Genomic DNA, 22,240 nt, shown 5'->3' on the forward strand with positions numbered 1-22,240 from the left:
AAATATTTCACAAGAAAAATATAATTTCACTGCGGTGTATGCATAATTAACACATACATCGGTACAAGTTTGTCTCTTGTTATTCTTTTACATCAAAGCCCACATTCCACTACAAAGTATAACAAGAAGGAGACATGAACATGAATAATCGATTTTTAAAACAACTACAAAATATGAAAATGAACAAAAAAAGTTTAGGAGCTGTAGCATTAACAGCTGGAATTATTAGTACGACACTTATTCCTCAAAATGCTTATGCGCACGGTTTTGTTGAAAAGCCCGGTAGCCGATCCGCTTTATGTAGTTCAACTTATGGTGCGCTAAATGTAAACTGTGGAAGTGTTATGTATGAACCACAAAGTTTAGAAGCTCCAAAAGGGTTCCCAGAAGGTGGTCCAGTAGATGGACAAATTGCTTCAGCAGGCGGAAAATTTGGTGGTATTTTAGATCAACAAACAGCAAATCGTTGGTTTAAAAATACAATCACTGGTGGGGAAAATACATTTACTTGGAAGTATACTGCGCCTCACTTAACGAGTAAGTGGCATTACTATATTACTAAAAAAGGATGGAATCCAAATAAAGCGCTAACAAGAGCAGATTTTGAACCAATTGGAACAGTACAACATGATGGTTCTGCAGCTTCAAATAATTTAACTCATAAAATCAATGTACCTACTGATCGTAGTGGATATCATGTGATTTTAGCAGTATGGGATGTAGCTGATACAGCAAATGCATTCTATAATGTAATTGATGTTAATCTTATTAATGATGTGAAACCAGACATAGAAGCGCCAAGTATTCCAAATGGACTTCAGACGCAAAAAGTAACAGCGAATAGTGTAGAACTAACATGGAACGCTTCTACGGATAATGTAGGGGTAAAAGGATATCAAATCTTCCGTAACGGAGAGATGATTGATACAGTACTAGGCACTCATTTTATTGATAAGAAATTACAACCAAGTACAGAATACTCTTATACTGTAAAAGCAATTGATGCAGCTGGAAATGTATCGAAAGAAAGTGCAGCGCTTACAGTAAAAACGACAGTTGAGACTCCTGATACAGAAGCACCAACACAACCAAAAGGATTACATAGTATGGGAACAACAGCGTCAAGTGTGGATTTAATGTGGAGTCCATCTGACGATAATATTGGTGTAGACCATTATGATATTTATAGAGAAACAGAAGGGGCAATGAAAAAGATTGCAACATCCAATACAACTTCTTATTTGGATAAAAATCTGCTCGCTAATACTACTTATAAATATGTAGTAAAAGCTGTTGATGTAGCTGGAAATGAATCCGTACAGAGTGATATACTCACAATTACTACAAAAACTGAAAGCGCTTCATATGAAGCGTGGGATGCAAAAAAAGCATATAAAAAGGGAGATAGAGTTCTACACGAAGGAAAAGTATATGAAGCAGTCCAGAGTTATCAAGGAAATGGTGATCCGAACTGGATTTATGCATTATCATTATGGAAAACAGTGTAAGCTTTACCTAGGTATGGACTAAGAGATGATGGGCTTTGATGAAAAAGGGAATCTTGAGAATTCACTTTTCTATTAATAAAAAAGGGTAGTGTATGAATACATAAGATTCATATACTACCCTTTTTATTATGATAACACTTTCGTCATAAGTATATGCGGAATGCCATCTTCCATAAATATATCAGAAGAAGTTTCATAACCTAATTTTTTATAAAATCCTTCAGCTTGTGTTTGCCCGTGTAGTTTCACTTTTGTAGCTTGTTCGTTACGAGCAATTTCTTCTAACGTTTGAATGATGACTTTACCTAATCCGTATGTACGATAATCTTTTAAAATGCAAATACGTTCTAATTTTCCGACGCCATCAACAAATCGTATACGCCCTGTACCTACAGGAAGCTCATGATAATAAACTAAAATATGTTTACATTGCTCTCCGATTTCATCGAATGTATCGAATTCATCTGCAAGAGGGACACCTTGTTCTTTTACAAATACTTCTTTTCGAATATGAAAGGCAGTTTCTAAATCAGTAAGTTCTGTTATAAGTTTGGATTGCAAAATGTTCAGTCCTTTCTAATGTAATCAGCTTGTGTTTTCATAGTATATCATAATAATGCGCTATAAAGAGAAGAACATACTAAAAAGCCAACTTTAAAAAGTTAGCTTTTATTACAATTCCTTTATCCCATTTTTAGTACCAATAATTGCTGTACTCGTCATACTTATAAACAACCCTGTTTCAACTACACCAGTAATCATTTTTAATTGAGTGTGTAAATGGGCAGGATTAGAAATATGATTAGGGAATATACAATCGATAATCATGTTATTGTTATCGGTTATATAGGTTTCATTGTTTTTCAAACGTAATGTTGTTTGACATCCTAAAGACTGAATTTTATTTTCGGTTTGTTTCCATGAAAAAGGGATGATTTCAATAGGTAATGGAAAAGTACCTAAATGTGTTACAAGTTTCGATTCATCAGCAATGATAATTAGTTCTTTAGAGGAAGAGGCAACGATTTTTTCACGAAGTAATGCACCGCCACCGCCTTTTATAAGTTGTAAATTTGAATCAATTTCATCCGCTCCATCAATTGTAAGATCAAGACTTTGTACGTCGTTTAACGAAATTAGGGGGATATTTAGTTGATGTGCTAATGCTTCAGTTTCCTTTGATGTCGGTACAGCTTGAAATGATAATCCTTCTTTTACACGCTCACCTAATTTTTGTATTGTCCAATATACAGTAGAACCTGTACCAAGCCCAATCTTCATGCCATCATTTACAAAGTTAGCGGCATATTCGCCAGCGAGCTGTTTTAAATTCATCGCTTTACTCCGCTGGACGCGGTCCAGCATCAAGACCTGAATTTTCAACTGTAAGTACCGGACGAACGACTATATCTTTATGTACACGCATTTGACAAGATAATCGTAAATGATCTTCAATCCCTTTTTCCGTCATTGCATGTTTCTCATTCGCACTCGCTTCACAGAAATCACCTGCTAGTATTTCTACTCTACAAGTTGTGCAACGTGCATTCCCGCCGCAACGATGAAGAATGTTGACACCGCTATCTTCAATTGCTAATACTAACTTTGTTCCTTCTTTCACATCAAAAGTTCCCGCACCTTCAATTGTTAATTTTGGCAAATTTGTTCCTCCTCACGTAAAATTGTACATAACATATTTATGACCGCGAATTATTGAACATAAACATTATTTTTTTATATCCCCGTAACTTTTTTTAATGTTGAATCGTTTATTAAGTAAGCGCTGAAAAGGAGTGGTTATTTTGTGCACAAAAGTAACTCATGTTTTAAAGAACCATATCGATATGAATCATTCAAATATAAACTTTTTAATTGAACAATATGGAGAGTTAAAAAGATACTGTACTTTTTTAACGAAAAACAAATGGGATGGGGAAGATCTCGCCCAAGAAACAGTGTGTAAAGTGCTTCAAAAATATAGAAATAAAGATATTTGTATGACACTCGTCTATAAAATAGCAAGAAATCGTTGGTTAGATCAGATAAAGTCTAAGTCTGTTCATGAAAAAATAAGAGAACAAATCACTTTTGAAGAACCACATGAGAACATTGCAGATTTGCATGAAATGGTAGGGAAAGTATTGTCTTCATTAAATGTACAGCAATCCGCAATTTTATTATTAAAAGATGTTTTTCAATATAGTATCGCTGATATTGCTAAAGTGTGTTCTGTATCAGAAGGTGCAGTAAAGGCTTCTTTATTTCGGAGTAGAAATAGGCTGAAAACTGTAAGTGAAGAAGGGATTGAGATAGTCGAATTCACAGAGGATATTGAAGTTGTTGTAACATCTATTCGTGAGGAAAGACCAGAATTGTTAACGAAACTTCTTCCGACAATAGATTTTACTAAGTTACCATCTAAACAGCCAGTGTTATTATTTAATGTGAAAAACCCTTCTTCCTACAGTTGTATGCTTTGCGCAGCATAACAAGTATTGGAGGAATTTAAAATGAATACAATTCCATATGTAGTAGAACAAACAAAATTAGGAGAACGTTCCTATGATATATATTCAAGGTTATTAAAAGACCGCATTATTATTATCGGATCAGAAATTAACGATCAAGTAGCGAGTAGTGTCGTAGCGCAATTATTATTTTTAGAAGCAGAAGATGCAGAAAAAGATATATATTTATACATCAATAGCCCAGGAGGTTCAACGACAGCAGGTTTTGCAATATTAGATACGATGAATTTAATTAAACCAGATGTGCAAACGCTGTGCATGGGCTTTGCGGCATCATTTGGTGCATTGCTATTATTATCTGGAGCAAAAGGAAAACGGTTTGCGCTCCCTAACAGTGAAATTATGATTCATCAGCCGCTTGGTGGTGCACAAGGGCAAGCAACAGAAATTGAAATAACTGCGAAGAGAATATTAAAGTTAAAGCATGATATTAATAAAATGATTGCAGAAAAAACAGGCCAACCGATTGAAAGAGTAGCACATGATACAGAAAGAGATTATTTTATGACTGCAGAAGAAGCGAAGGTATATGGGATTGTAGATGATGTTGTTACGAAAAAATAAGATGAAAAAGGCTAGAGGATATGTTAATTCTCTAGCCTTTTTATTAATCCTTTACCCATTCATCAACTAGCGCTTGATTGTTCTTAATCCATTTTCGTGCCGCTTCTTCGGGATCTTTCGTTTTATTTAACTCGACCATTAATGTACCAAGCTGCTCATCGTTCATTTTCCATTTATCAAAGTATTTTATGATATCCGGGTGATCTTTTTCGAAACCTTTACGAACGGAGTAATAAATGTCATCTTTTTCACCATATACTTTCTTAGGGTCTTTTAAATATTTTAAGTCAAATTCTGAAAAACCCCAATGCGGATTCCAAAGCGTAACAGCGATTGGTTTCTTTTTTGTATATGCTTTCTTTAGTTCACTCATCATCGCAGCTTCAGAAGATTGGACAAGTTTTAGTTTTATATCATATTCTTTCATTGCTTTATTCGTTAAATTCATAAGACTACTACCGGGTTCGATACCGACAATTTTATTATCTAGTTCATCTTTATGAGCATTTAAATCTTCGATACTGTTTATGTTTTTCATATAAGAAGGGACGACTAAACCTAGTCCAGTACCTTCGTACCATTTTGATTTTAAGACAATATCATCTTTATAACGATCGTTTAGCGGTTTATCTGTAACTGGTAGCCATACTTCTAAATTCGCATCAACATCGCCACGAGCGACACCAGTCCAAATTGCGGCTTTTTCTAAATACATGAGCTCAACTTTGTAGCCTTTTTCTTCTAATAAAACTTTCCACATGTTTGCAGTTGCAATATTTTCTTTCCAACTTGTTACACCAAGTTTAATTTTTCCTTTCGAATTTGCATTTGTTGCATTACATGAAGTGAAAATCATAGTAATAAATAATGCAAGGCATATAAACCAAATTTTCTTTCGCATCGAAAACCTCCTAAGTAACGTTTGCCTTATAAAATAAATGTATAAGTAAGCATTCTTATTATGAACGGAAACGAGAATTTTAAAGAAATCTTATGAATGTCATTTTTATGTAATATTTCTTTGTAAAATCGCAACACTATGTGAATAGATGGGTAGAAAAGGAGTAGTGACATGGATAATACAAAGGTGCGTGTTGAAAACGTAACAAAAGTATTCGGGAAACATCCGCAAAGAGCCCTTTCCTTATTAAAAGAAGGAAAAAGTAAATCGGAAATTTTAAAAGAGACAGGAATGAACGTTGGGGTGAAAAAAGCAACGTTTGAAGTTTACTCTGGAGAGATTTTCGTTATTATGGGTTTGTCTGGCAGCGGGAAATCTACGCTAGTTCGTATGTTAAATCAATTGATTAAACCAACTGCAGGTCATATATACATAGATGGTGAAGACATCGCAACGATGGGAAAAGAAGAGTTACGGAGAGTAAGAAGAACGAAAATGAGTATGGTATTTCAGAAATTTGCTCTATTTCCGCATCGTACAGTTATACAAAATGTTGCATATGGTTTAGAAATACAAGGAGTTCCGGTTGAAGAGCGAGAGAAAAAAGCGTTAGAATCGCTACAGTTAGTAGGACTCGATCATCATAAAGATAATTATCCAAGTCAACTTAGTGGTGGTATGCAGCAGCGCGTTGGAATCGCAAGGGCACTAACGAATAATCCAGATGTATTACTAATGGACGAGTCATTTAGTGCATTAGATCCACTTATTCGAAAAGAAATGCAAGATGAATTGTTAGAGTTACAAGATAAAATGGAAAAAACGATTATATTTATTACGCATGATTTAGATGAAGCGCTTCGAATTGGAGATCGTATTGCATTAATGAAAGATGGAGAAATCGTCCAAATTGGAACGCCAGAAGAAATTATGATGAGCCCCGCAAATGAATTTGTAGAAAAGTTTGTTGCGGACGTGAATTTAGGAAAAGTAATTACGGCTGAGTCTATTTTAAAACGACCAGAAACTTTATTAATTGATCGTGGACCTCGTGTGGCTCTTCAAATTATGAGGAATGCAGGCGTCTCAACTGTATATGTTGTAAACAAAAAGTATGAGTTTTTAGGTATATTAACTGCGGATGATGCTAGTAAAGCAGTACAAAAACAGTGGCCGATTGCTGATTTATTACTTAATGATATTCCGCATGTGTATTTGGATACTTTACTGGAAGAGACATATGCAAAAATGGCAGAGATGAAATATCCGTTACCCGTAATCGATGAGAAGAAAAGGCTAAGAGGAATTATTAAACGTGAAAGTGTCATTCAAGCTCTTGCAGGAAACATTGAGGAAGAGGTGAAAGACGATGAATAGTATACCACGTATTCCATTAGGGGAATGGGTCGACTCATTTGTTGCAAGTTTATATGAGCACTTTGAAGGCTTATTCCGAGGGTTCTCTTATATTATTGGTGGATTCGTTGATTTACTCACTAATTTTTTAACAATAATACCTGCCATATTGATGATTATTATCTTGTGTTTCTTCATTTGGTACACAACGAGGAAATTATCTTTAGTCATTTTTACGCTTATTGGATTATTATTCATTTTGAATATTAACTACTGGGCACAAACGATGCAAACATTAGCACTCGTACTTACGTCTGTTATTATTTCAATTATTGTCGGAATTCCAATTGGTATATTAGCATCTCAAAATGAACGTTTCTCAAAATTTTTAAAACCAACATTAGATTTTATGCAAACAATGCCTGCATTCGTATACCTTATTCCAGCGATTACATTTTTCGGAGTAGGTGTAGTACCTGGAATTATTGCATCAGTAATCTTTGCAATGCCACCGACAATTCGTTTTACTGACTTAGGAATTAGACAAGTTCCAGAAGATTTAATTGAAGCAGCAAATGCATTTGGATCCACGGCATCACAAAAACTATTTAAAGTACAATTACCACTTGCAACCGGAACGATTATGGCTGGTGTGAACCAAAGCATTATGCTTTCGTTATCGATGGTTGTAACAGCATCACTTGTAGGAGCTCCAGGACTTGGAGTTGATGTATATCGCTCTGTAACACAAGTTAATATCGGAATGGGATTTGAAGCTGGATTAGCTATCGTAGTGATCGCAATTATATTAGATCGAATTACACAAGGGTTCCATACGAAAAGAAAATAATGACCAAAAAACACACTTTTATAATACAAAGTGTGTTTTTTATTGCATCCAGATTACATACGAACGATAACAGAACCTCCAGCTGGTGCACAAACTTGGTTTTTTGTTGTTCCATTGATTGATTTAATTAATTGATTATTTTCCTCGATTAATGAGATTAATTTAGTTAATTGATTTTCAAGACTTGCGATACGTTGCATCATATATTGTGAATCATGATGCAATGTATTCCTTACGGGATGGGGGAATAAACATACTGTTAATTTATATTTGGATTCCAATGAGGATACATTTGAATTGTTACTCTTTCAATAAATTACGGATTTTTCTTATAGTAAAATGCCTATGTATAATTAATAGTTACTTGAAAATTTTTCAATATAAAAGGAGTATGTACAGAAAATGGAAAATATTATATGTGAAGTTAAAGCGCATTTTTTTTGAAATATTCAATCAAAATAGTGCGTATATTAATACATTCAAGTAAATGTATGTTATTTAGGGAGAAATGGTGGGAGGAGATGTAATTTTGGCTAAAAATAAAAAAAGAAATGATGCTTTGGCAATAGGTGTCGGTATAGGGGTTGTAATCGGTGTATTTCAAGGGCACTTTACAAATAATTTAGTAATCGGAATTGTGATTGGGATTATAATTGGGATTGCGTTTTTGAAGAAATAATGAGATGTAAATTCATTTCAAAAATTGTTGTATCAAAAGAATGAAAATTCGGAATACGAAACCTGTTTTTCCTTTTTTTGTGCTATTATATATGAAAAGGAAGGTGATGGATATGTCAACAAACAATCAAATAGAACAAAACTGTTTCATTTGCGAAAAACATAAAGGAAATATTATAGTTCCAGGTGGAGCTATTTACGAAGATGAACTCGTTTACGTTGGACATGTCCCTGGCCTTGCTGAACTAACAGATGAAGAAGCGAAAGCATTCGGACTTATAACAAGTAGAGTAAGTAAAGCGCTAAAAGCAAGTGAAGGTGCGGAACATATTTACACTTTTGTTTCAGGAAATGGTGTACCACATATGCATATGCACATCATACCGCGTTATGAAAATACACCAAAAGAGTTTTGGTCACCGACTGAAGTAGCGAAATGGAACGGTGCGCCTTATGGTGACGCAGGAAAAATCAAAAAACTATGCGAAAGATTACGAAAGTATATGGTGAGTGAATATGCATACAACAAATAATAGACAACATTCATGGGTTGGAAGTAGTGAAATGTGTTTAGACGAAGTTTCAGTAAAACAATATGGTGACATCGTGCTCGGTACATATGGTGGGAATATAAGTGCTGGAGCAAAAAAGAACGAAGATGGTGCGTTAGTTTGGTCAAATGGTGATTGGGAATTTGCAGCTATATTAGATGGACATAATAGTGCAGAAAGTGTTGATTTAGTAGTAAATACAATTCAAAAAGAATATGAAAATATAAAAGAAATGATGAATGAATCAATTGATATAGTATTTCGATCTATTGAAAATCATATTCTTACTATCTTTCAATCTTCTTCATTTAAGGAAAAGTGTCAAAGAATTAAAGGTGAAACAGCTTGCTTACTATGTGTAAGAAAAGAAAATTATATATGGTGGCTATCTATTGGAGACTGTTTAGTTTATGTATTTCATGAAGAGTTACATAAGTTAGGACAATATGCATTAAATCAACGTCATTTTTACGAATGGATTGGAAATGTAAACACATTTGATTTACCTGTTCCTTGTTATTCAACAGGCATTCGTGAATTACGTAATGGAAAGAATCGAATTGTAATGGTGACAGATGGAGTATTAGAATGCGGGGAACGTCGGTATGAAACTCCTGTAAATCTGTATAGTGATATGAATAGAAATAATAACGTACTTAAAGTAAATATCCATAATGTTTTAGAACACGTTCACCTGCAATTAGGAAGAGATAGTGCGACGATTATTAGTTGGGACATTGATAATAAAGGAAAAGCTACTTATCCGAGTGATCAGCCAGATAAAAAGTAAAGGAGGAGACATCACTGTTTTTAGTTAAAGGAATTTTATTAATAGTATGGATCATATTCTTAGTTGTTTTGGAAAAAGTAGTGAGAAAAAAATTAAATATACCGAAACAAACAGACTGGAATAGTAAATATGTAAACAACGCTCATAAATGGGGCACTAGGGCTCTTATCGTTTCTTATATAATTGTTACGCTGATATGTGCTACTTTAAATCCTATTTATATTAGTAATTTACCCATTTTATTTTTAATAACCTTATACTGCTTTCAATCATATATGGAATGGAAATTTGATAAAGAATCGAGGGAATATGTCATTTCTTTAGGAACGGTTCCGTTATTAATAATAACAGGAATTATGCTTAATCTTTTCTTTTATAGATATTGGATTTAATTATATATGGAATGAATGGGGAGACAAAATGAAAATGCCTAAATTACGTGCTGAAGCAATGATTGTAAATAAAGATCATTCTAAAGTACTAGTACAATGTGATTTAAGTGAAACATTTTATCGTTTTCCAGGAGGCTCTATTGAATTTGGGGAACCTGCAAAAGAAGCGATAATACGAGAATTAATGGAAGAATACGATTTGAAAATTGATGTCCAAGAGCTAGCTGTTGTAAATGAGCATATTTTCGAGTGGAACAACGAAAAAGGACATCATTGTACATTGATACATTGGGGAACTGTTCAAGAGATGGTTACAAATGAAATAAGGCATAAAGAACATGAGAATATTATATTAATATGGATGAGCATAGAGGAATTAAAGGAGAAGCCAACATATCCTGAAGGAATTGTAAGTTATTTAGAAGAGAATAACCATAATATAGTCCACTTTGTTTCTAAAAATATATAAAGTAATTGGAGGGATAACAATGGATACCTCTACAATTTTAATTATTATTATTGGACTGGGTATAGGTGGTTACTTTTTAGAACAGTTTTTAAGAAGAAAATTAAATATGGAGAAAAGAGGCTTCTTTGGATATAAGCATGTGAATAGTTTACATGTAAAATTAGAAATAGGTCTTATTATTATTTATGTAATAAGTAGTTGTTATTATATGTTTAAATTTGAAAACGCTAAAATGGCTCATGTCATGTTCACTTATTTAGGGATATCATGGACTTTAAGAGCATGGATGGAATGGAAATATGATAGAAAATCAAAAGAATATATACTTTCGATAACGGGAATGGTTTCTTTTATATTGATGCTCTCGATACTATTTTATTTCGTTCCACCTGCTGTATAATTAAAAATTTGATTATAAATAATGAGATAACTAATAAATAAGAAACCATTTACTGCTAAATGGTTTCTTATTTAATTTAAACATTTAATTTCGCTAATACGGATTTAATGAAATTTGTTTTATCCTCTGCATATTGATGTTTATCATTAGGATTAGCTTTTGAAAGTTGAATCTTCAACTGTTCATACTGTATACGAGCAGTCTTATTGTCTATTAAGTAATCACGAAATTGTAATTGTTCTATTAAATATGTATTCCCTTGTTCATACATATGAATTTGATGAGTTCTTGGTTCACCTTTATTAAAATAGTATCTTTCGGGTAATACTTCTTTTCTATATTTATAGTTTAGTAGTTCTAACTTTTTAATACAATGTATACCGTCCGTATAATTTTCTAATTCAATTGCTATATCAATAATTGGCTTTGCACTTAAATATGGAATAGAAGTACTACCAATATGGTGCATCGCTAAAATATGTTCGCCAATTTGTTCCTCAATGATTTGTTTCTCTTTCATAAACTCAATTTCCCATTCTTCAATCCACGGCACTAAAAACACTTTCCCATACGGTAAACCTAACATTTAATTAGCACCTCTTTCAAAATAGTTTTCAAAAAGTTTATTACATCTTCTTAAAGCTTCTCAAAACAAGGTATTCCCACAATCTCCAAGGAAGAATCTTCTTCGTAAAGATCATAAATTTTACACCTTTTCCAATAGGATATCGTAAAGTAGTACGCTTTGTTTCAGCAATTTCAACGATTTTATTAGCAACATCTATCGGATTACCAAATGTATCACTACCGCTATTAATATGTTTTTGTATTTTATCCATATATTCTTTGTAAGGAGATGTTGTATCAGATTGGTTTTCAGCTAGTTGTTTACCAACCTCCCATATATTTGTGTTGTAAGAACCAGGTTCAATTAAAGCGACATCTATTCCGAAAGCTTTTAATTCTAAGCGAAGCGATTCACTCCAGCCTTCTAATGCATATTTTGAAGATACATAAGGAGATAAACCAGGGAATCCAACTTGGCCGCTAATGCTGCTTATATTAATGATTTTTCCACTTCTTTGTTTTCTCATATCTGGTAAAACAAGCTGGGTAATTGATATAGCTCCAAAAAGGTTCGTTTCAAATTGCTTTCGATATTCGTCTACTTGGATTTCTTCTACAAAGCCCCCATTTGCATATCCTGCATTATTTATAAGGAGATCTATTCTATTAATTTCTTTTAAAAATAATTGGAAATTATGTATAGAATTTTGATCTGTTACATCTAATTGTTGAACTTTTATATTTTGTTGTAAGTTAAGTTGAGTAACTTGGGATAGTAAGGTTCCTTGTTTTTCAAGGTTTCGCATTGTAGCGATAACTAAATAATCTTTTTTTGCGAGTTCGAGTGTAGTTAATAGTCCAAATCCACTTGAGGCTCCAGTAATTATTGCGATTTTTTTATTCATTTTTCGCCAGCTTTCTTTTTCTTTTATCATAACGAGTTATGATAAGAAAATCTATTATTCTTACATTCATTATGAAATCAATTTGTATGTAAAAAAAGGGGATTATAGGGAATCAGCGTATATAGAGTAGTGTATATTAATATGATAATGAAATGAGGGAAGAAAAATGGTCCATGTAAAAGCTGTATTAGCAGATCAGCTATTAGCGAATGCAAATGATCCCAGTTGGTATATGCCATTTTCAGATGCAGTTAAGGATTTATCCGAGAGGGAAGCTTTCTGGAAACCGAATGAAGAGAGTAATAGTATAGCTGAAATCGTACAACATTTACTGTATTGGAACTCTACGTGGCAAACTAGGTATAAAGAATCAAATGTGAATGCAGTACCCGCTATAGGAGATAATAACAAAAGTTTTATGCTCTCAGATAATCAAACTTTCGATGAATTACGGGAAAAACTACTAGAAAAACTGTTACAATGGCAAAATCTCATAAATGAAGAAAAGGTTGAAAGTGATGTAGTGGGATTTCCTGTTTCTGCAAAGTGGTGGGAAGTGCTAGCGAATGTAACAACTCATAATGCATATCATATTGGTCAAATTATTTACATCCGAAAATTACAGAAGAGCTTTGATAATGAATAAAGTAACAATTCTCTTATTAAGGGAACAAAAGTGGACAAAACGAGACAAACGTCTCATTTTGTCCACTTTTTTATTGTTTAAAGATAGAGAAAACCTATTAAAACAAGGATTTGAAATTGGCACAATACTTGCAATATAAAAGACGAACAAGAAAATAGGAGGGCTGGACATGTTAAAAACAACTGAAAGTAAAGGGAATGAAATTACGAAAGAACAAGCTCGTTGGATGTACGAAAAAATGTTAGAAATTCGTAAGTTTGAAGATAAGGTGCATGAATTGTTCGCGCAAGGCGTTTTGCCAGGTTTCGTTCATTTATACGCAGGTGAAGAAGCGGTAGCAGTTGGTGTATGTGCCCACTTAACGGATAGTGACAGTATTACAAGTACACATAGAGGTCATGGACATTGTATCGCAAAAGGTTGTGATTTAAATGGTATGATGGCTGAACTTTTCGGGAAAGCGACAGGATTATGTAAAGGAAAAGGCGGTTCCATGCATATTGCCGATTTAGATAAAGGAATGCTAGGTGCGAATGGCATTGTAGGCGGCGGTTTCCCACTTGCTTGCGGTTCAGCATTAACAGCTAAATATAAAGGAACAAAAGATGTAAGTGTTTGCTTCTTCGGTGACGGAGCAAATAATGAAGGGACATTTCATGAAGGGGTTAATTTAGCGGCGATTTGGAAGTTACCAGTTATTTTTATCGCAGAAAATAACGGTTACGGTGAAGCAACTACATTTGAATATGCTTCAAGTTGTGATTCTATTGCTGATCGTGCAAAAGCTTATAATATTCCAGGTGTTCAAGTAGATGGAAAAGATCTTCTAGCTGTATATAAAGCTGCTGCAGAAGCAGTGGAACGTGCACGTAATGGTGATGGTCCAACAATTATTGAATGTATGACATATCGTAATTATGGTCATTTCGAAGGTGAAGCACAAACATATAAAACATCAGAAGAAAAAGAAGAACATTTAAACGAAAGAGATGCAATTGTGAATTTCCGTAAGCATTTAATTCATGAAGGTTTATTAACGGAATCTGAACTTGTTGATATGGAAAAAGCAGTAGATGATGCAGTACAAAGATCCATTGAATTTAGTGAAAATAGTCCATACCCAGACGATGAAGAATTATTAAAAGATGTATACGTTTCTTACAAATAAGAGGAGGGTGAAAAATTATGACTAGAACAGTAAGTATGTCAACTGCAATTAATGAAGCAATGAAAATCTCAATGCGTCGTGATGAAAATGTAATTTTAATAGGTGAAGACGTTGCAGGCGGTGCACAAGTTGATCACCTGCAAGATGATGAAGCTTGGGGCGGTGTGCTTGGTGTTACGAAAGGACTTGTACAAGAGTTTGGCCGAAATCGTATATTGGATACACCAATTTCTGAAGCGGGTTATATGGGAGCTGCGATGGCCGCTGCTGTAACTGGGTTACGTCCGATAGCTGAGTTAATGTTTAATGATTTTATCGGTAGTTGTCTTGACCAAGTATTAAACCAAGGTGCGAAATTCCGTTATATGTTTGGAGGTAAAGCAAAAGTACCCGTTACAGTACGTACGATGCATGGCGCTGGTTTTAGTGCAGCAGCTCAACATTCACAAAGTTTGTACGCATTATTTACGAGCATACCAGGTATTAAAGTTGTTGTTCCTTCCACACCGTATGATGCAAAAGGCTTATTATTAGCGGCAATTGAAGATGATGATCCAGTAATCTTCTTTGAGGATAAAACACTTTACAATATGAAAGGTGAAGTGCCAGAAGGATACTATACAATTCCATTAGGAAAAGCAGATATTAAACGGGAAGGTTCTGATGTAACAATTGTCGCAATCGGAAAGCAAGTTCATACAGCGCTTGCAGCTGCAAAGCAATTATCGAAAAAGGGGCTTGAAGTAGAAGTAATTGATCCACGATCTTTATCACCACTTGATGAAGATACTATTTTATCATCTGTTGAAAAAACAAATCGTCTTATCGTCATTGACGAAGCGAATCCTAGATGTAGTATTGCAACAGATATTGCGGCAATTGTAGCGGATAAAGGTTTTGATTTGTTAGATGCACCTATTAAACGAATTACAGCACCACATACACCTGTTCCGTTCTCACCACCACTTGAAAAGTTGTATTTGCCAACACCAGAAAAAGTAATTGAAACTGTATCAGAAATGATCGGAGACCAATCTTTATTACATGTGTAATAAAACGATGAGAAGGGAGAGAGAGACATGGCTGTAGAAGTTGTAATGCCGAAGTTAGGTATGGCGATGAAAGAAGGTATTATTACGAGCTGGAATATTAAAGCAGGCGATAATGTAGCAAAAGGAGAACTAATTGCTAGTATTAATTCAGAAAAAATTGAAACGGAAATTGAAGCGCCAGCTGATGGTACGGTACTTGATATAGCTGTAAGTGAAGATGAAGGAGTGCCGCCTGGTACTGTAATTTGCTACATCGGTAAACCGAATGAAAAGGTAGAAATGCAGGAAAGCACACATGTTGTAGAAGAAAAAATATCTAATATAGAAGTACAAAATGTACAAAATCAAGAAGCAAATGGGAAAGAAGTATCGAAGCAAAGAATTAAAATTTCACCTGTAGCCAAGAAAATTGCAAAGTCTGAAAATCTGGATATCAAGGCATTAGTTGGTACAGGTCCTGGCGGAAGGATTACAAAGGCAGATGTATTAAAAGCACTTGAGGTAAGAGTAAACGTTCCGGAAATATCTGAACAAGAAGAAAGTAACGTGATTCCTGTTACTGGTATGCGTAAAGCGATCGCAAATCGTATGCACGCAAGCTTACAAAATAGCGCACAATTAACGTTAACGATGAAAGTAGATGTAACAGATGTAGTTGCTTTACATAAAGAAATAGCGAAAGTTGTACAAAAAAGAGATGATAATAAATTAACCATTACGGATTTTGTCTCGCGTGCTGCTGTATTAGCACTTGGAGAGCATAAAGAAATGAACAGCGCTTATATAGATGATGCAATTCATCAATTTGAACATGTGCATTTAGGCATGGCAGTCGCATTAGAAAAAGGGTTAATCGTTCCAGCTATTCGCTTTGCAAATAATTTATCTTTAGTAGAATTGTCTAAAGAGATTAAGAATGTGGCACAAAAGGCGCGAGCAGGTAGCTTAAGTAGTGATGATATGCACGGAACGACATTTACAATTAGTAATTTAGGTAGCTTTGGTATTGAATATTTCACACCGGTATTAAATACACCTGAGACTGGCATTTTAGGTATTGGCGCAATTGAACATGTTCCTGTATATAAAGGGAAAAAATTAAAAAAAGGTAGTATGTTACCTTTAAGTTTAACATTCGATCATCGTGTACTAGACGGTGCACCAGCAGCTGCATTTTTACGCACAATTAAACATTATTTAGAAGAACCTATAACAATTCTTTTATAAAGAGAAGGTGAGAGAATGAGTAAACTAGTTGTAATTGGAGGCGGACCAGCTGGCTATGTAGCAGCAATTACCGCGGCTCAAAATGGCAAAGATGTCACTCTTATTGATGAAGCTGACCTTGGCGGAACATGTTTAAATGTTGGGTGTATGCCGACGAAATCACTGTTAGAAAGTGCTGAAATACATGACATTGTGAGAAAAGCGAATGATTATGGAGTTACGCTTAATACAGGAAGTATATCAATTGATTGGGATCAAATACAGGCGAGAAAATCACAAATCGTAATGCAACTCGTCCAAGGAATACAATATTTAATGAAGAAAAATAAAATTAAAGTTGTAAAAGGAAAAGCGAAATTCGAAACGGATCATCGTGTGCGAGTTGTACAAGGAAATAAAGAAGAAGTAGTTGATGGAGAGAGCTTTATTATCGCATCTGGTTCCGAACCTACAGAATTACCATTCGCTCCGTTCGATGGAAAATGGATTTTAAATAGTAGCCATGCCATGTCTCTTGAGAGTGTACCATCTTCATTGTTAATCGTTGGCGGTGGTGTAATAGGATGTGAGTTTGCAAGTATTTATAGTAGACTTGGCACAAAAGTATCGATAGTTGAAATGGCACCGCAATTACTACCTGGTGAAGATGAAGATATCGCGAATATTTTAAGAGAGAAATTAGAAAAAGATGGTGTGAAAATTTTTACGGGAGCAGTTTTAAAAGGATTAAATAACTATAAGAAGCAAGCTTCATTTGAGTACGAGGGAATTACTCACGAAGTAACTCCAGAATTTGTTCTTGTTTCTGTAGGAAGAAAACCACGAGTGCAACAATTAGGATTAGAAAAGGCAGGGGTTCTGTTTTCAAATAAAGGGATTGCTGTGAATGAACATATGCAAACGAACGTATCGCATATATACGCAGCTGGTGATGTAATCGGTGGAATTCAGCTTGCTCACGTTGCCTTCCATGAAGGAACGACAGCAGCATTACACGCAAGCGGAGAAGACGTGAAAGTAAATTATCATGCTGTGCCCCGTTGTATATACACAGCTCCAGAAATAGCTAGTGTCGGGTTAAGTGAAAAAGGTGCAAGAGAACAATATGGTGATATTCTCATCGGAGAATTTCCTTTTACAGCGAACGGAAAAGCTCTTATTTTAGGAGAACAAGTAGGTAAAGTAAAAGTCATTGTAGAACCTAAATACCAAGAAATTGTAGGGATTTCTATTATCGGTCCTCATGCAACTGAACTTATTGGTCAAGGAACCGTAATGATTCATACAGAAGTTACCGCTGATATAATGAGAGATTATATTGCAGCACACCCTACTTTATCAGAAGCAATTCATGAAGCGTTAATGCAAGCGGTAGGACATGCTGTACATGCTTAAATGGAAATATAATAAACCACTATTCTCTAAACAAATAAGAGAATAGTGGTTGGATTTTTTATTAATAGAATATCTTATTATTTTTTAATTTCAATCGCTGAAGTAATATCGTTCCAATCAGGAGCTAAATTAGCAGTTTTACCATACCAATCAGCGTGTTTAAATATAACACCTTTTCCATATCCTTGTGTTGAAGTGTGCTCCCAAAGTGTCGTTGAATAACTTGCAGAAGGTGAGGCTGTACTTACAGAAGAAATTCTGTCATTCCAGCTAGATGGTAAGTTTTTAAAGCCGCTGCTCCAGTAAATATATTGACCACCTTTATCTTTATGTTCGTAAAAATCAGTACTACCAGCACCGCTACCTAAAGGATTAATATTATTTTTAATTGCTTTTTTATCCTTTGCAATATACGCATCCAATGTTTCACGGCTAGTAAAACCATAAGCTAGCCAATCTCCATTTTCATTTTGCTCTGGTAATACCATAGTAATTTGGATATCTTTCTTATCCTGATCACTTAATTTTGCAAATGAATTAACATTTTGTTCATCCACTTTTAAATAATCAAATGACTTAATTGTGTTACTTTTTTCCTCAGCACTTACTGCACCTAGTCCTCCAGTTAATGCAAAACCCGCTACTAATGTCCCTGCTACTAATTTCTTCAACATATAACCATCCCTTTTTGTTTGAATTTTTGTACAGATGAATCTTGTACAGCTAAAATGTATTCTAATTTTATATTTTTGTAAATATTCTGAAGTTTTAGAAATAATAGGCGGAATATTTACATTTTTACATTATTTCTTTAGAAAAAATGGTTATTGGAATGATATAATAAATGGATGTATTGCTTTTACTGGATGTAAAGATATTTTAGGAGAGGTGTCATTGAAATATTTTACAAGAGAATGGTATAAAAAAATGCAAGTTTTAGAATTTATAAGTTTTATAGAGTCTATAAAAGAATGGTCGGAAATGGATATACAAAGTTTAAAGGAAGAAATAGAGGAAAGGAAAATAGATTTATTAAAATTCCTTCCTGAATCGATATACTCAATTATACAAAACATCACAATTAATTCAGAATACCCATCAGGTGAACTGAAAAAACTTATGCAAGAGTGGACAACAGATTATGAGAAAAGAATGGCAAAATTAGATCAATCATACGTAGAATATTTTAATTCCATTGAGAAAAAACTTCCGTCAAATGTCGCTCAGTTACACAAGACATTACTACACGATAGTGTAATTAAAGTAATAAAGAGAGAATCAGAAGATACTTTGTCTATCGTATTAGATTGCAGTGGTACTTTTAGTGAATTTGATAAACTTGGAGTAACCTTTATAGGAGTAACACAGTGTTCTATGCCGGAAAACTTTGAAAATGCTTGGTGGTTATATCATGAAATAGCTCTTACTGAAGATGGTTTTGAACTAGGCGTTTTATTTGACTCTCCGTTTAGAGAAGTGACGATTTGCGCAGCAGATGTATTACTTGTGAAGAAATAATGTTGTATGGAGCATTACAAACGTTTGACATAATAAAAAAATAAAGTTATTGTAGATATATGAAGTCTACAATAGGAGCTGTACTATGAAATATTCTAAAGCTACAAATTATGCTCTTCATACAATGCTTTTTCTGGCAAAGGCCACACCAAATAAGTTAGTTAGTGTTCACCAATTGGCAGAAATGCAAAATGTTTCACCAACGTACTTGTCTAAAATACTAACTAAGTTGACGAAGGAAGGGATGATACACTCATCATCTGGTCCAAAAGGCGGTTACTCGCTTAGTAAGAATTGGGAAGATATTTCATTTTTAGATATTATACATGCAATTGAAGGTAAAACATCATTGTTTGAATGTTGTTTACATGACAAACCGGGATGTTTAATTAATGAGGCAATGCTCGCAGCAGAAGAGAAAATGGAAGAAGAGTTACGAAATCAAAAAATCGTAGATCTTGCGAAAAAAATAAAAGTGGATTTTTAATCTGCTTTTATTTTTAAATTAATTAAGGATAAAAAGGCTCTTTGATATCTTTAATTGTAGTTAGAAAATGATATGAAGAAGGAGAGAAGATGATGACTAAATTTTGGAATGATCGATATAAATCAGATGAATATTTTTACGGGGAAGAACCTAATACATTTATTAAAGAACAAGCATTTCGTTTAGCAAATCACAATAAAGTAATAGCTTTCGCGGAGGGAGAAGGTAGAAATGCTGTATTTCTAGCAAGACAAGGGAACGAAGTAACAGCTATTGATTATTCGGAAGATGGATTAGAGAAGACAAAAAAATTGGCAGAGAAGCACAACGTAAACGTGCATACAAAAAAAGTAGATTTATTAGCTGATAGTTTGCCAGAAAATGAATATGATGCAGCAATTATGGTATTTGGACATTTTCATGATGATTATAAAAAAATGATATTAGGTAAAATGATACAAACGATAAAGCCTGGTGGTTTAATTATGTTTGAAGTTTACTCAAAAAAACAAATAAACTATAGTACTGGTGGACCAAAAGATGTTGATATGCTGTATGATCCAATTGATATCTTTACTTGGTGTGAAGAACATAAGGTAATTCATTTCTTTAATGGCGAACAAGAGCGAATTGAAGGGAAAGGGCACACTGGTTTAGCTGATGTTATTCAAGTTGTTATTAGAAAATTAATATAAGTGTTAATGAAAGTTAAATGTATGAATGTAAAAGACCAGTCATGTAAGACTGGTCTTTCTATTTAGATACTAAATTATCAAGCTTCCAATATGTATTTGTTAACGGCGCTGCTTTGCTATCTATGTATAAATACATATTATTTAAATCTTTTGGTGAAGTTTTCAGTTCAAATACAACGTCAGTAGTTAAAGAGAATTCGTGTGGAACATTTTTATAGTGCTCGTCATCTATCGGATGAGCTTCACCTTCATATTTCTCACCAGTTTTTTCATCTTGTATGAAATATTTTATTTCCGAAAGATCAATAGTTTGTCCATCGTCTCGAACATTATTAATCATAACACGAGTAGTAAGGCGCCGCTCTTTGTCTATTTTTTCAAACTTTGCATTCTCAACTGTCGCTCTATAGTATTCGTTTTTAACTATTTCTCCATAGTGCATTGCATTCTTTTCGAGAGCGCTCTTTTCTTGTTTTGATGTAGTATTGCTATTACATCCTGTTAATATTCCAGTAAATAATAATGCTGTACATGTCGTTTTGATTAATGATTTCATAGTAATCCCTTTCTGTATTAAAAAGTAAAACATAGGAATAATTTCACATCAACAGGAAGGTGAATGGAAGTATTTTTGCGTAATATACAGATATACATTTATTTGGTTGTCAAGTTAACAGGATAGAAAGAGGGAGAAGACTGTATAAAACGGAATAAATAAGAATTGAAAATATTGTAAAACGGAAGAGGCATGCATATAATTAAAATAAAGTTTAAGTTTCTGAACCTTCAATAACGGTGGTGATAACATGTTTACTGAAGAACGTCGAGAGAAAATTTTAGAACTACTTAATACAGATGGAAGAGTAATAGCAAAGGATCTTGCGGAAAGATTTGATATGTCTATTGATTCTATAAGAAGAGATTTGTCTATTATGGAAAAGGATGGTTTATTAAAAAGAACGCACGGAGGTGCAATTGAACTTACGCGAGTGAGAAACTTAGCTGCGGAACCAACTAAACGTTATAGTGATAGCTCAATATATGAGGACACAATTGCAAGAGTTGCGGTATCTTATATACAAGAAGGTGATTCAATTTTTATTGGTGGGGCTTCCGTTCATAATGCGATGCTGAAATATTTACCGGAAGTATCATTTACGGTTATTACGAATTCTATAGAAATAGCTGGTTATCTACGAGAATATAAGAATATTGATACGTATTTAATTGGCGGAAAAGTAAAACCTTCAGGGAATATTACTGATACACTTGCCTCTGAATTGATAAGTAGATTTTCTATTGATCTGTATTTCTCTACAGGTGGAGGCATTTCATTACAAGGTATTAGTACCGCAACACCTGAAGTTGCTTATTTTAGTAAAAGAGTAAGTGAAATTGCTAGAAGAAATATTTGTTTAGTTCCGCATAATAAACTTGGAATAGATTGTTTTATAAGAGGAGAGTCTCTAAAAAAAATTGACATTATTATAACTGACGAAGAGGCTAGTAAAGAAACTGTTCAGGACTTTGAGAAACAAGGTAAACAAATTGTAATAGCACCATTATATTCATTTGAAAGGAGTTTGACATGAT

The 22,240-nt window shown here is 34.0% G+C and carries 29 protein-coding genes and 1 pseudogene; 21 read left to right on the forward strand and 9 right to left on the reverse strand.

Annotated features, from left to right (window positions below; translation table 11 throughout):
* Positions 1-140: 140 nt before the first annotated feature.
* Positions 141-1,508 (forward strand): lytic polysaccharide monooxygenase, encoded by a 1,368-nt coding sequence (locus tag ACTFSL_RS05110; protein WP_440041294.1) that lies wholly within the window; start codon positions 141-143, stop codon positions 1,506-1,508.
* Positions 1,509-1,634: 126 nt separating this feature from the next.
* Here the strand turns inward: ACTFSL_RS05110 and ACTFSL_RS05115 are convergent, their stop codons facing one another.
* The 3 genes from ACTFSL_RS05115 to ACTFSL_RS05125 form a co-directional block, all read right to left on the reverse strand.
* A complete protein-coding gene (locus ACTFSL_RS05115) occupies positions 1,635-2,069 on the reverse strand; it encodes a GNAT family N-acetyltransferase (RefSeq protein WP_063536573.1) in 435 nt (144 codons plus the stop codon).
* Between the two features lie 111 nt (positions 2,070-2,180).
* Positions 2,181-2,843 carry a ribose 5-phosphate isomerase A gene (gene rpiA, locus ACTFSL_RS05120; protein WP_440041295.1) on the reverse strand — a complete coding sequence of 221 codons (663 nt, stop codon included), beginning with the start codon at positions 2,841-2,843 and terminating at the stop codon, positions 2,181-2,183.
* 4 nt (positions 2,844-2,847) lie between these two features.
* Entirely contained in the window at positions 2,848-3,168 is a 321-nt protein-coding gene (locus ACTFSL_RS05125; RefSeq protein ID WP_001125388.1) for a 2Fe-2S iron-sulfur cluster-binding protein, read from the reverse strand.
* 142 nt (positions 3,169-3,310) lie between these two features.
* Here ACTFSL_RS05125 and ACTFSL_RS05130 point away from each other — a divergent pair, with 142 nt between their 5' ends.
* Positions 3,311-3,997 carry an RNA polymerase subunit sigma-70 gene (locus ACTFSL_RS05130; protein ID WP_000337509.1) on the forward strand — a complete coding sequence of 229 codons (687 nt, stop codon included), beginning with the start codon at positions 3,311-3,313 and terminating at the stop codon, positions 3,995-3,997.
* 21 nt (positions 3,998-4,018) lie between these two features.
* Complete coding sequence (gene clpP / locus ACTFSL_RS05135) at positions 4,019-4,600, forward strand: ATP-dependent Clp endopeptidase proteolytic subunit ClpP (protein WP_001092373.1); 582 nt, start codon at positions 4,019-4,021, stop codon at positions 4,598-4,600.
* 43 nt (positions 4,601-4,643) lie between these two features.
* On the opposite strand, the gene ACTFSL_RS05140 is transcribed toward clpP, so the two are convergent.
* Positions 4,644-5,501 (reverse strand): glycine betaine ABC transporter substrate-binding protein, encoded by an 858-nt coding sequence (locus ACTFSL_RS05140; RefSeq protein ID WP_001227613.1) that lies wholly within the window; start codon positions 5,499-5,501, stop codon positions 4,644-4,646.
* A gap of 171 nt (positions 5,502-5,672) precedes the next feature.
* Between ACTFSL_RS05140 and ACTFSL_RS05145 the strand changes: the two genes are divergently transcribed.
* Both ACTFSL_RS05145 and ACTFSL_RS05150 read left to right on the forward strand, forming a co-directional pair.
* Positions 5,673-6,878, forward strand: coding sequence for a quaternary amine ABC transporter ATP-binding protein (locus tag ACTFSL_RS05145; RefSeq protein WP_000370606.1), 1,206 nt, complete (start codon positions 5,673-5,675; stop codon positions 6,876-6,878).
* Positions 6,871-7,707: an ABC transporter permease gene (locus ACTFSL_RS05150; RefSeq protein WP_001084759.1), complete on the forward strand. Its 837-nt coding sequence runs from the start codon at positions 6,871-6,873 to the stop codon at positions 7,705-7,707. Before ACTFSL_RS05145 ends, ACTFSL_RS05150 begins: the two co-directional genes overlap by 8 nt.
* A 53-nt stretch (positions 7,708-7,760) precedes the next feature.
* Here the strand turns inward: ACTFSL_RS05150 and ACTFSL_RS05155 are convergent.
* Positions 7,761-7,999: pseudogene (locus ACTFSL_RS05155) on the reverse strand (hypothetical protein).
* Positions 8,000-8,218: 219 nt separating this feature from the next.
* On the opposite strand from ACTFSL_RS05155, the gene ACTFSL_RS05160 reads away from it, so the two are divergent.
* From ACTFSL_RS05160 to ACTFSL_RS05185, 6 genes are all read left to right on the forward strand, one after another.
* Positions 8,219-8,386: a hypothetical protein gene (locus tag ACTFSL_RS05160; protein ID WP_000508470.1), complete on the forward strand. Its 168-nt coding sequence runs from the start codon at positions 8,219-8,221 to the stop codon at positions 8,384-8,386.
* Positions 8,387-8,477: 91 nt separating this feature from the next.
* A complete protein-coding gene (locus ACTFSL_RS05165) occupies positions 8,478-8,918 on the forward strand; it encodes an HIT family protein (protein ID WP_243821055.1) in 441 nt (146 codons plus the stop codon).
* Positions 8,902-9,726 (forward strand): PP2C family serine/threonine-protein phosphatase, encoded by an 825-nt coding sequence (locus ACTFSL_RS05170; protein WP_000557581.1) that lies wholly within the window; start codon positions 8,902-8,904, stop codon positions 9,724-9,726. The genes ACTFSL_RS05165 and ACTFSL_RS05170 overlap by 17 nt, the downstream gene beginning before the upstream one ends.
* A 68-nt stretch (positions 9,727-9,794) precedes the next feature.
* A complete protein-coding gene (locus ACTFSL_RS05175) occupies positions 9,795-10,118 on the forward strand; it encodes a DUF4181 domain-containing protein (protein WP_002197847.1) in 324 nt (107 codons plus the stop codon).
* Between the two features lie 28 nt (positions 10,119-10,146).
* Positions 10,147-10,587 carry an NUDIX domain-containing protein gene (locus ACTFSL_RS05180; RefSeq protein ID WP_440041298.1) on the forward strand — a complete coding sequence of 147 codons (441 nt, stop codon included), beginning with the start codon at positions 10,147-10,149 and terminating at the stop codon, positions 10,585-10,587.
* A gap of 19 nt (positions 10,588-10,606) precedes the next feature.
* Positions 10,607-10,987 (forward strand): DUF4181 domain-containing protein, encoded by a 381-nt coding sequence (locus ACTFSL_RS05185; protein ID WP_000381557.1) that lies wholly within the window; start codon positions 10,607-10,609, stop codon positions 10,985-10,987.
* 76 nt (positions 10,988-11,063) lie between these two features.
* Here the strand turns inward: ACTFSL_RS05185 and ACTFSL_RS05190 are convergent, their stop codons facing one another.
* Positions 11,064-11,573: a GrpB family protein gene (locus tag ACTFSL_RS05190; protein ID WP_440041300.1), complete on the reverse strand. Its 510-nt coding sequence runs from the start codon at positions 11,571-11,573 to the stop codon at positions 11,064-11,066.
* 40 nt (positions 11,574-11,613) lie between these two features.
* A complete protein-coding gene (locus ACTFSL_RS05195; protein ID WP_440041301.1) occupies positions 11,614-12,459 on the reverse strand; it encodes an oxidoreductase in 846 nt (281 codons plus the stop codon).
* Between the two features lie 166 nt (positions 12,460-12,625).
* On the opposite strand from ACTFSL_RS05195, the gene ACTFSL_RS05200 reads away from it, so the two are divergent.
* From ACTFSL_RS05200 to lpdA, 6 genes are read left to right on the forward strand one after another with little or no spacing between them, the layout of a single operon-like run.
* The gene (locus tag ACTFSL_RS05200) at positions 12,626-13,105 is read left to right on the forward strand and encodes a DinB family protein (RefSeq protein ID WP_000233778.1); all 480 of its coding nucleotides are present in this window, start codon (positions 12,626-12,628) and stop codon (positions 13,103-13,105) included.
* A complete protein-coding gene (locus ACTFSL_RS05205; protein ID WP_001045412.1) occupies positions 13,098-13,244 on the forward strand; it encodes a hypothetical protein in 147 nt (48 codons plus the stop codon). Before ACTFSL_RS05200 ends, ACTFSL_RS05205 begins: the two co-directional genes overlap by 8 nt.
* Before the next feature lie 30 nt (positions 13,245-13,274).
* The gene (gene acoA / locus ACTFSL_RS05210) at positions 13,275-14,273 is read left to right on the forward strand and encodes an acetoin:2,6-dichlorophenolindophenol oxidoreductase subunit alpha (protein ID WP_000921277.1); all 999 of its coding nucleotides are present in this window, start codon (positions 13,275-13,277) and stop codon (positions 14,271-14,273) included.
* Positions 14,274-14,290: 17 nt separating this feature from the next.
* Positions 14,291-15,325, forward strand: coding sequence for an acetoin:2,6-dichlorophenolindophenol oxidoreductase subunit beta (gene acoB, locus ACTFSL_RS05215; protein WP_440041303.1), 1,035 nt, complete (start codon positions 14,291-14,293; stop codon positions 15,323-15,325).
* A 27-nt stretch (positions 15,326-15,352) separates the two neighbouring features.
* A complete protein-coding gene (locus tag ACTFSL_RS05220; protein ID WP_440041305.1) occupies positions 15,353-16,552 on the forward strand; it encodes a dihydrolipoamide acetyltransferase family protein in 1,200 nt (399 codons plus the stop codon).
* Positions 16,553-16,567: 15 nt separating this feature from the next.
* A complete protein-coding gene (lpdA, locus tag ACTFSL_RS05225) occupies positions 16,568-17,947 on the forward strand; it encodes a dihydrolipoyl dehydrogenase (protein ID WP_440041307.1) in 1,380 nt (459 codons plus the stop codon).
* 77 nt (positions 17,948-18,024) lie between these two features.
* On the opposite strand, the gene ACTFSL_RS05230 is transcribed toward lpdA, so the two are convergent.
* Positions 18,025-18,621 (reverse strand): hypothetical protein, encoded by a 597-nt coding sequence (locus tag ACTFSL_RS05230; RefSeq protein ID WP_000914433.1) that lies wholly within the window; start codon positions 18,619-18,621, stop codon positions 18,025-18,027.
* A gap of 220 nt (positions 18,622-18,841) precedes the next feature.
* Between ACTFSL_RS05230 and ACTFSL_RS05235 the strand changes: the two genes are divergently transcribed.
* The 3 genes from ACTFSL_RS05235 to ACTFSL_RS05245 all read left to right on the forward strand — a co-directional run bounded on the left by ACTFSL_RS05235 (position 18,842) and on the right by ACTFSL_RS05245 (position 20,647).
* The gene (locus ACTFSL_RS05235) at positions 18,842-19,465 is read left to right on the forward strand and encodes a DUF4085 domain-containing protein (RefSeq protein ID WP_440041309.1); all 624 of its coding nucleotides are present in this window, start codon (positions 18,842-18,844) and stop codon (positions 19,463-19,465) included.
* Between the two features lie 85 nt (positions 19,466-19,550).
* Positions 19,551-19,952: an Rrf2 family transcriptional regulator gene (locus ACTFSL_RS05240; RefSeq protein ID WP_440041310.1), complete on the forward strand. Its 402-nt coding sequence runs from the start codon at positions 19,551-19,553 to the stop codon at positions 19,950-19,952.
* A gap of 89 nt (positions 19,953-20,041) precedes the next feature.
* Positions 20,042-20,647 (forward strand): class I SAM-dependent methyltransferase, encoded by a 606-nt coding sequence (locus ACTFSL_RS05245; protein WP_440041311.1) that lies wholly within the window; start codon positions 20,042-20,044, stop codon positions 20,645-20,647.
* A 58-nt stretch (positions 20,648-20,705) separates the two neighbouring features.
* Here ACTFSL_RS05245 and ACTFSL_RS05250 read toward each other — a convergent pair whose 3' ends face one another.
* Complete coding sequence (locus ACTFSL_RS05250; RefSeq protein WP_053564253.1) at positions 20,706-21,203, reverse strand: hypothetical protein; 498 nt, start codon at positions 21,201-21,203, stop codon at positions 20,706-20,708.
* 250 nt (positions 21,204-21,453) lie between these two features.
* Here ACTFSL_RS05250 and ACTFSL_RS05255 point away from each other — a divergent pair, with 250 nt between their 5' ends.
* Entirely contained in the window at positions 21,454-22,239 is a 786-nt protein-coding gene (locus ACTFSL_RS05255) for a DeoR/GlpR family DNA-binding transcription regulator (RefSeq protein ID WP_119683515.1), read from the forward strand.
* Position 22,240 lies beyond the last annotated feature (1 nt).

Origin of the sequence: Bacillus cereus group sp. MYBK108-1 (assembly GCF_051917185.1) — a bacterium.
GTDB classification, from domain to species: Bacteria; Bacillota; Bacilli; order Bacillales; family Bacillaceae_G; genus Bacillus_A; species Bacillus_A cereus.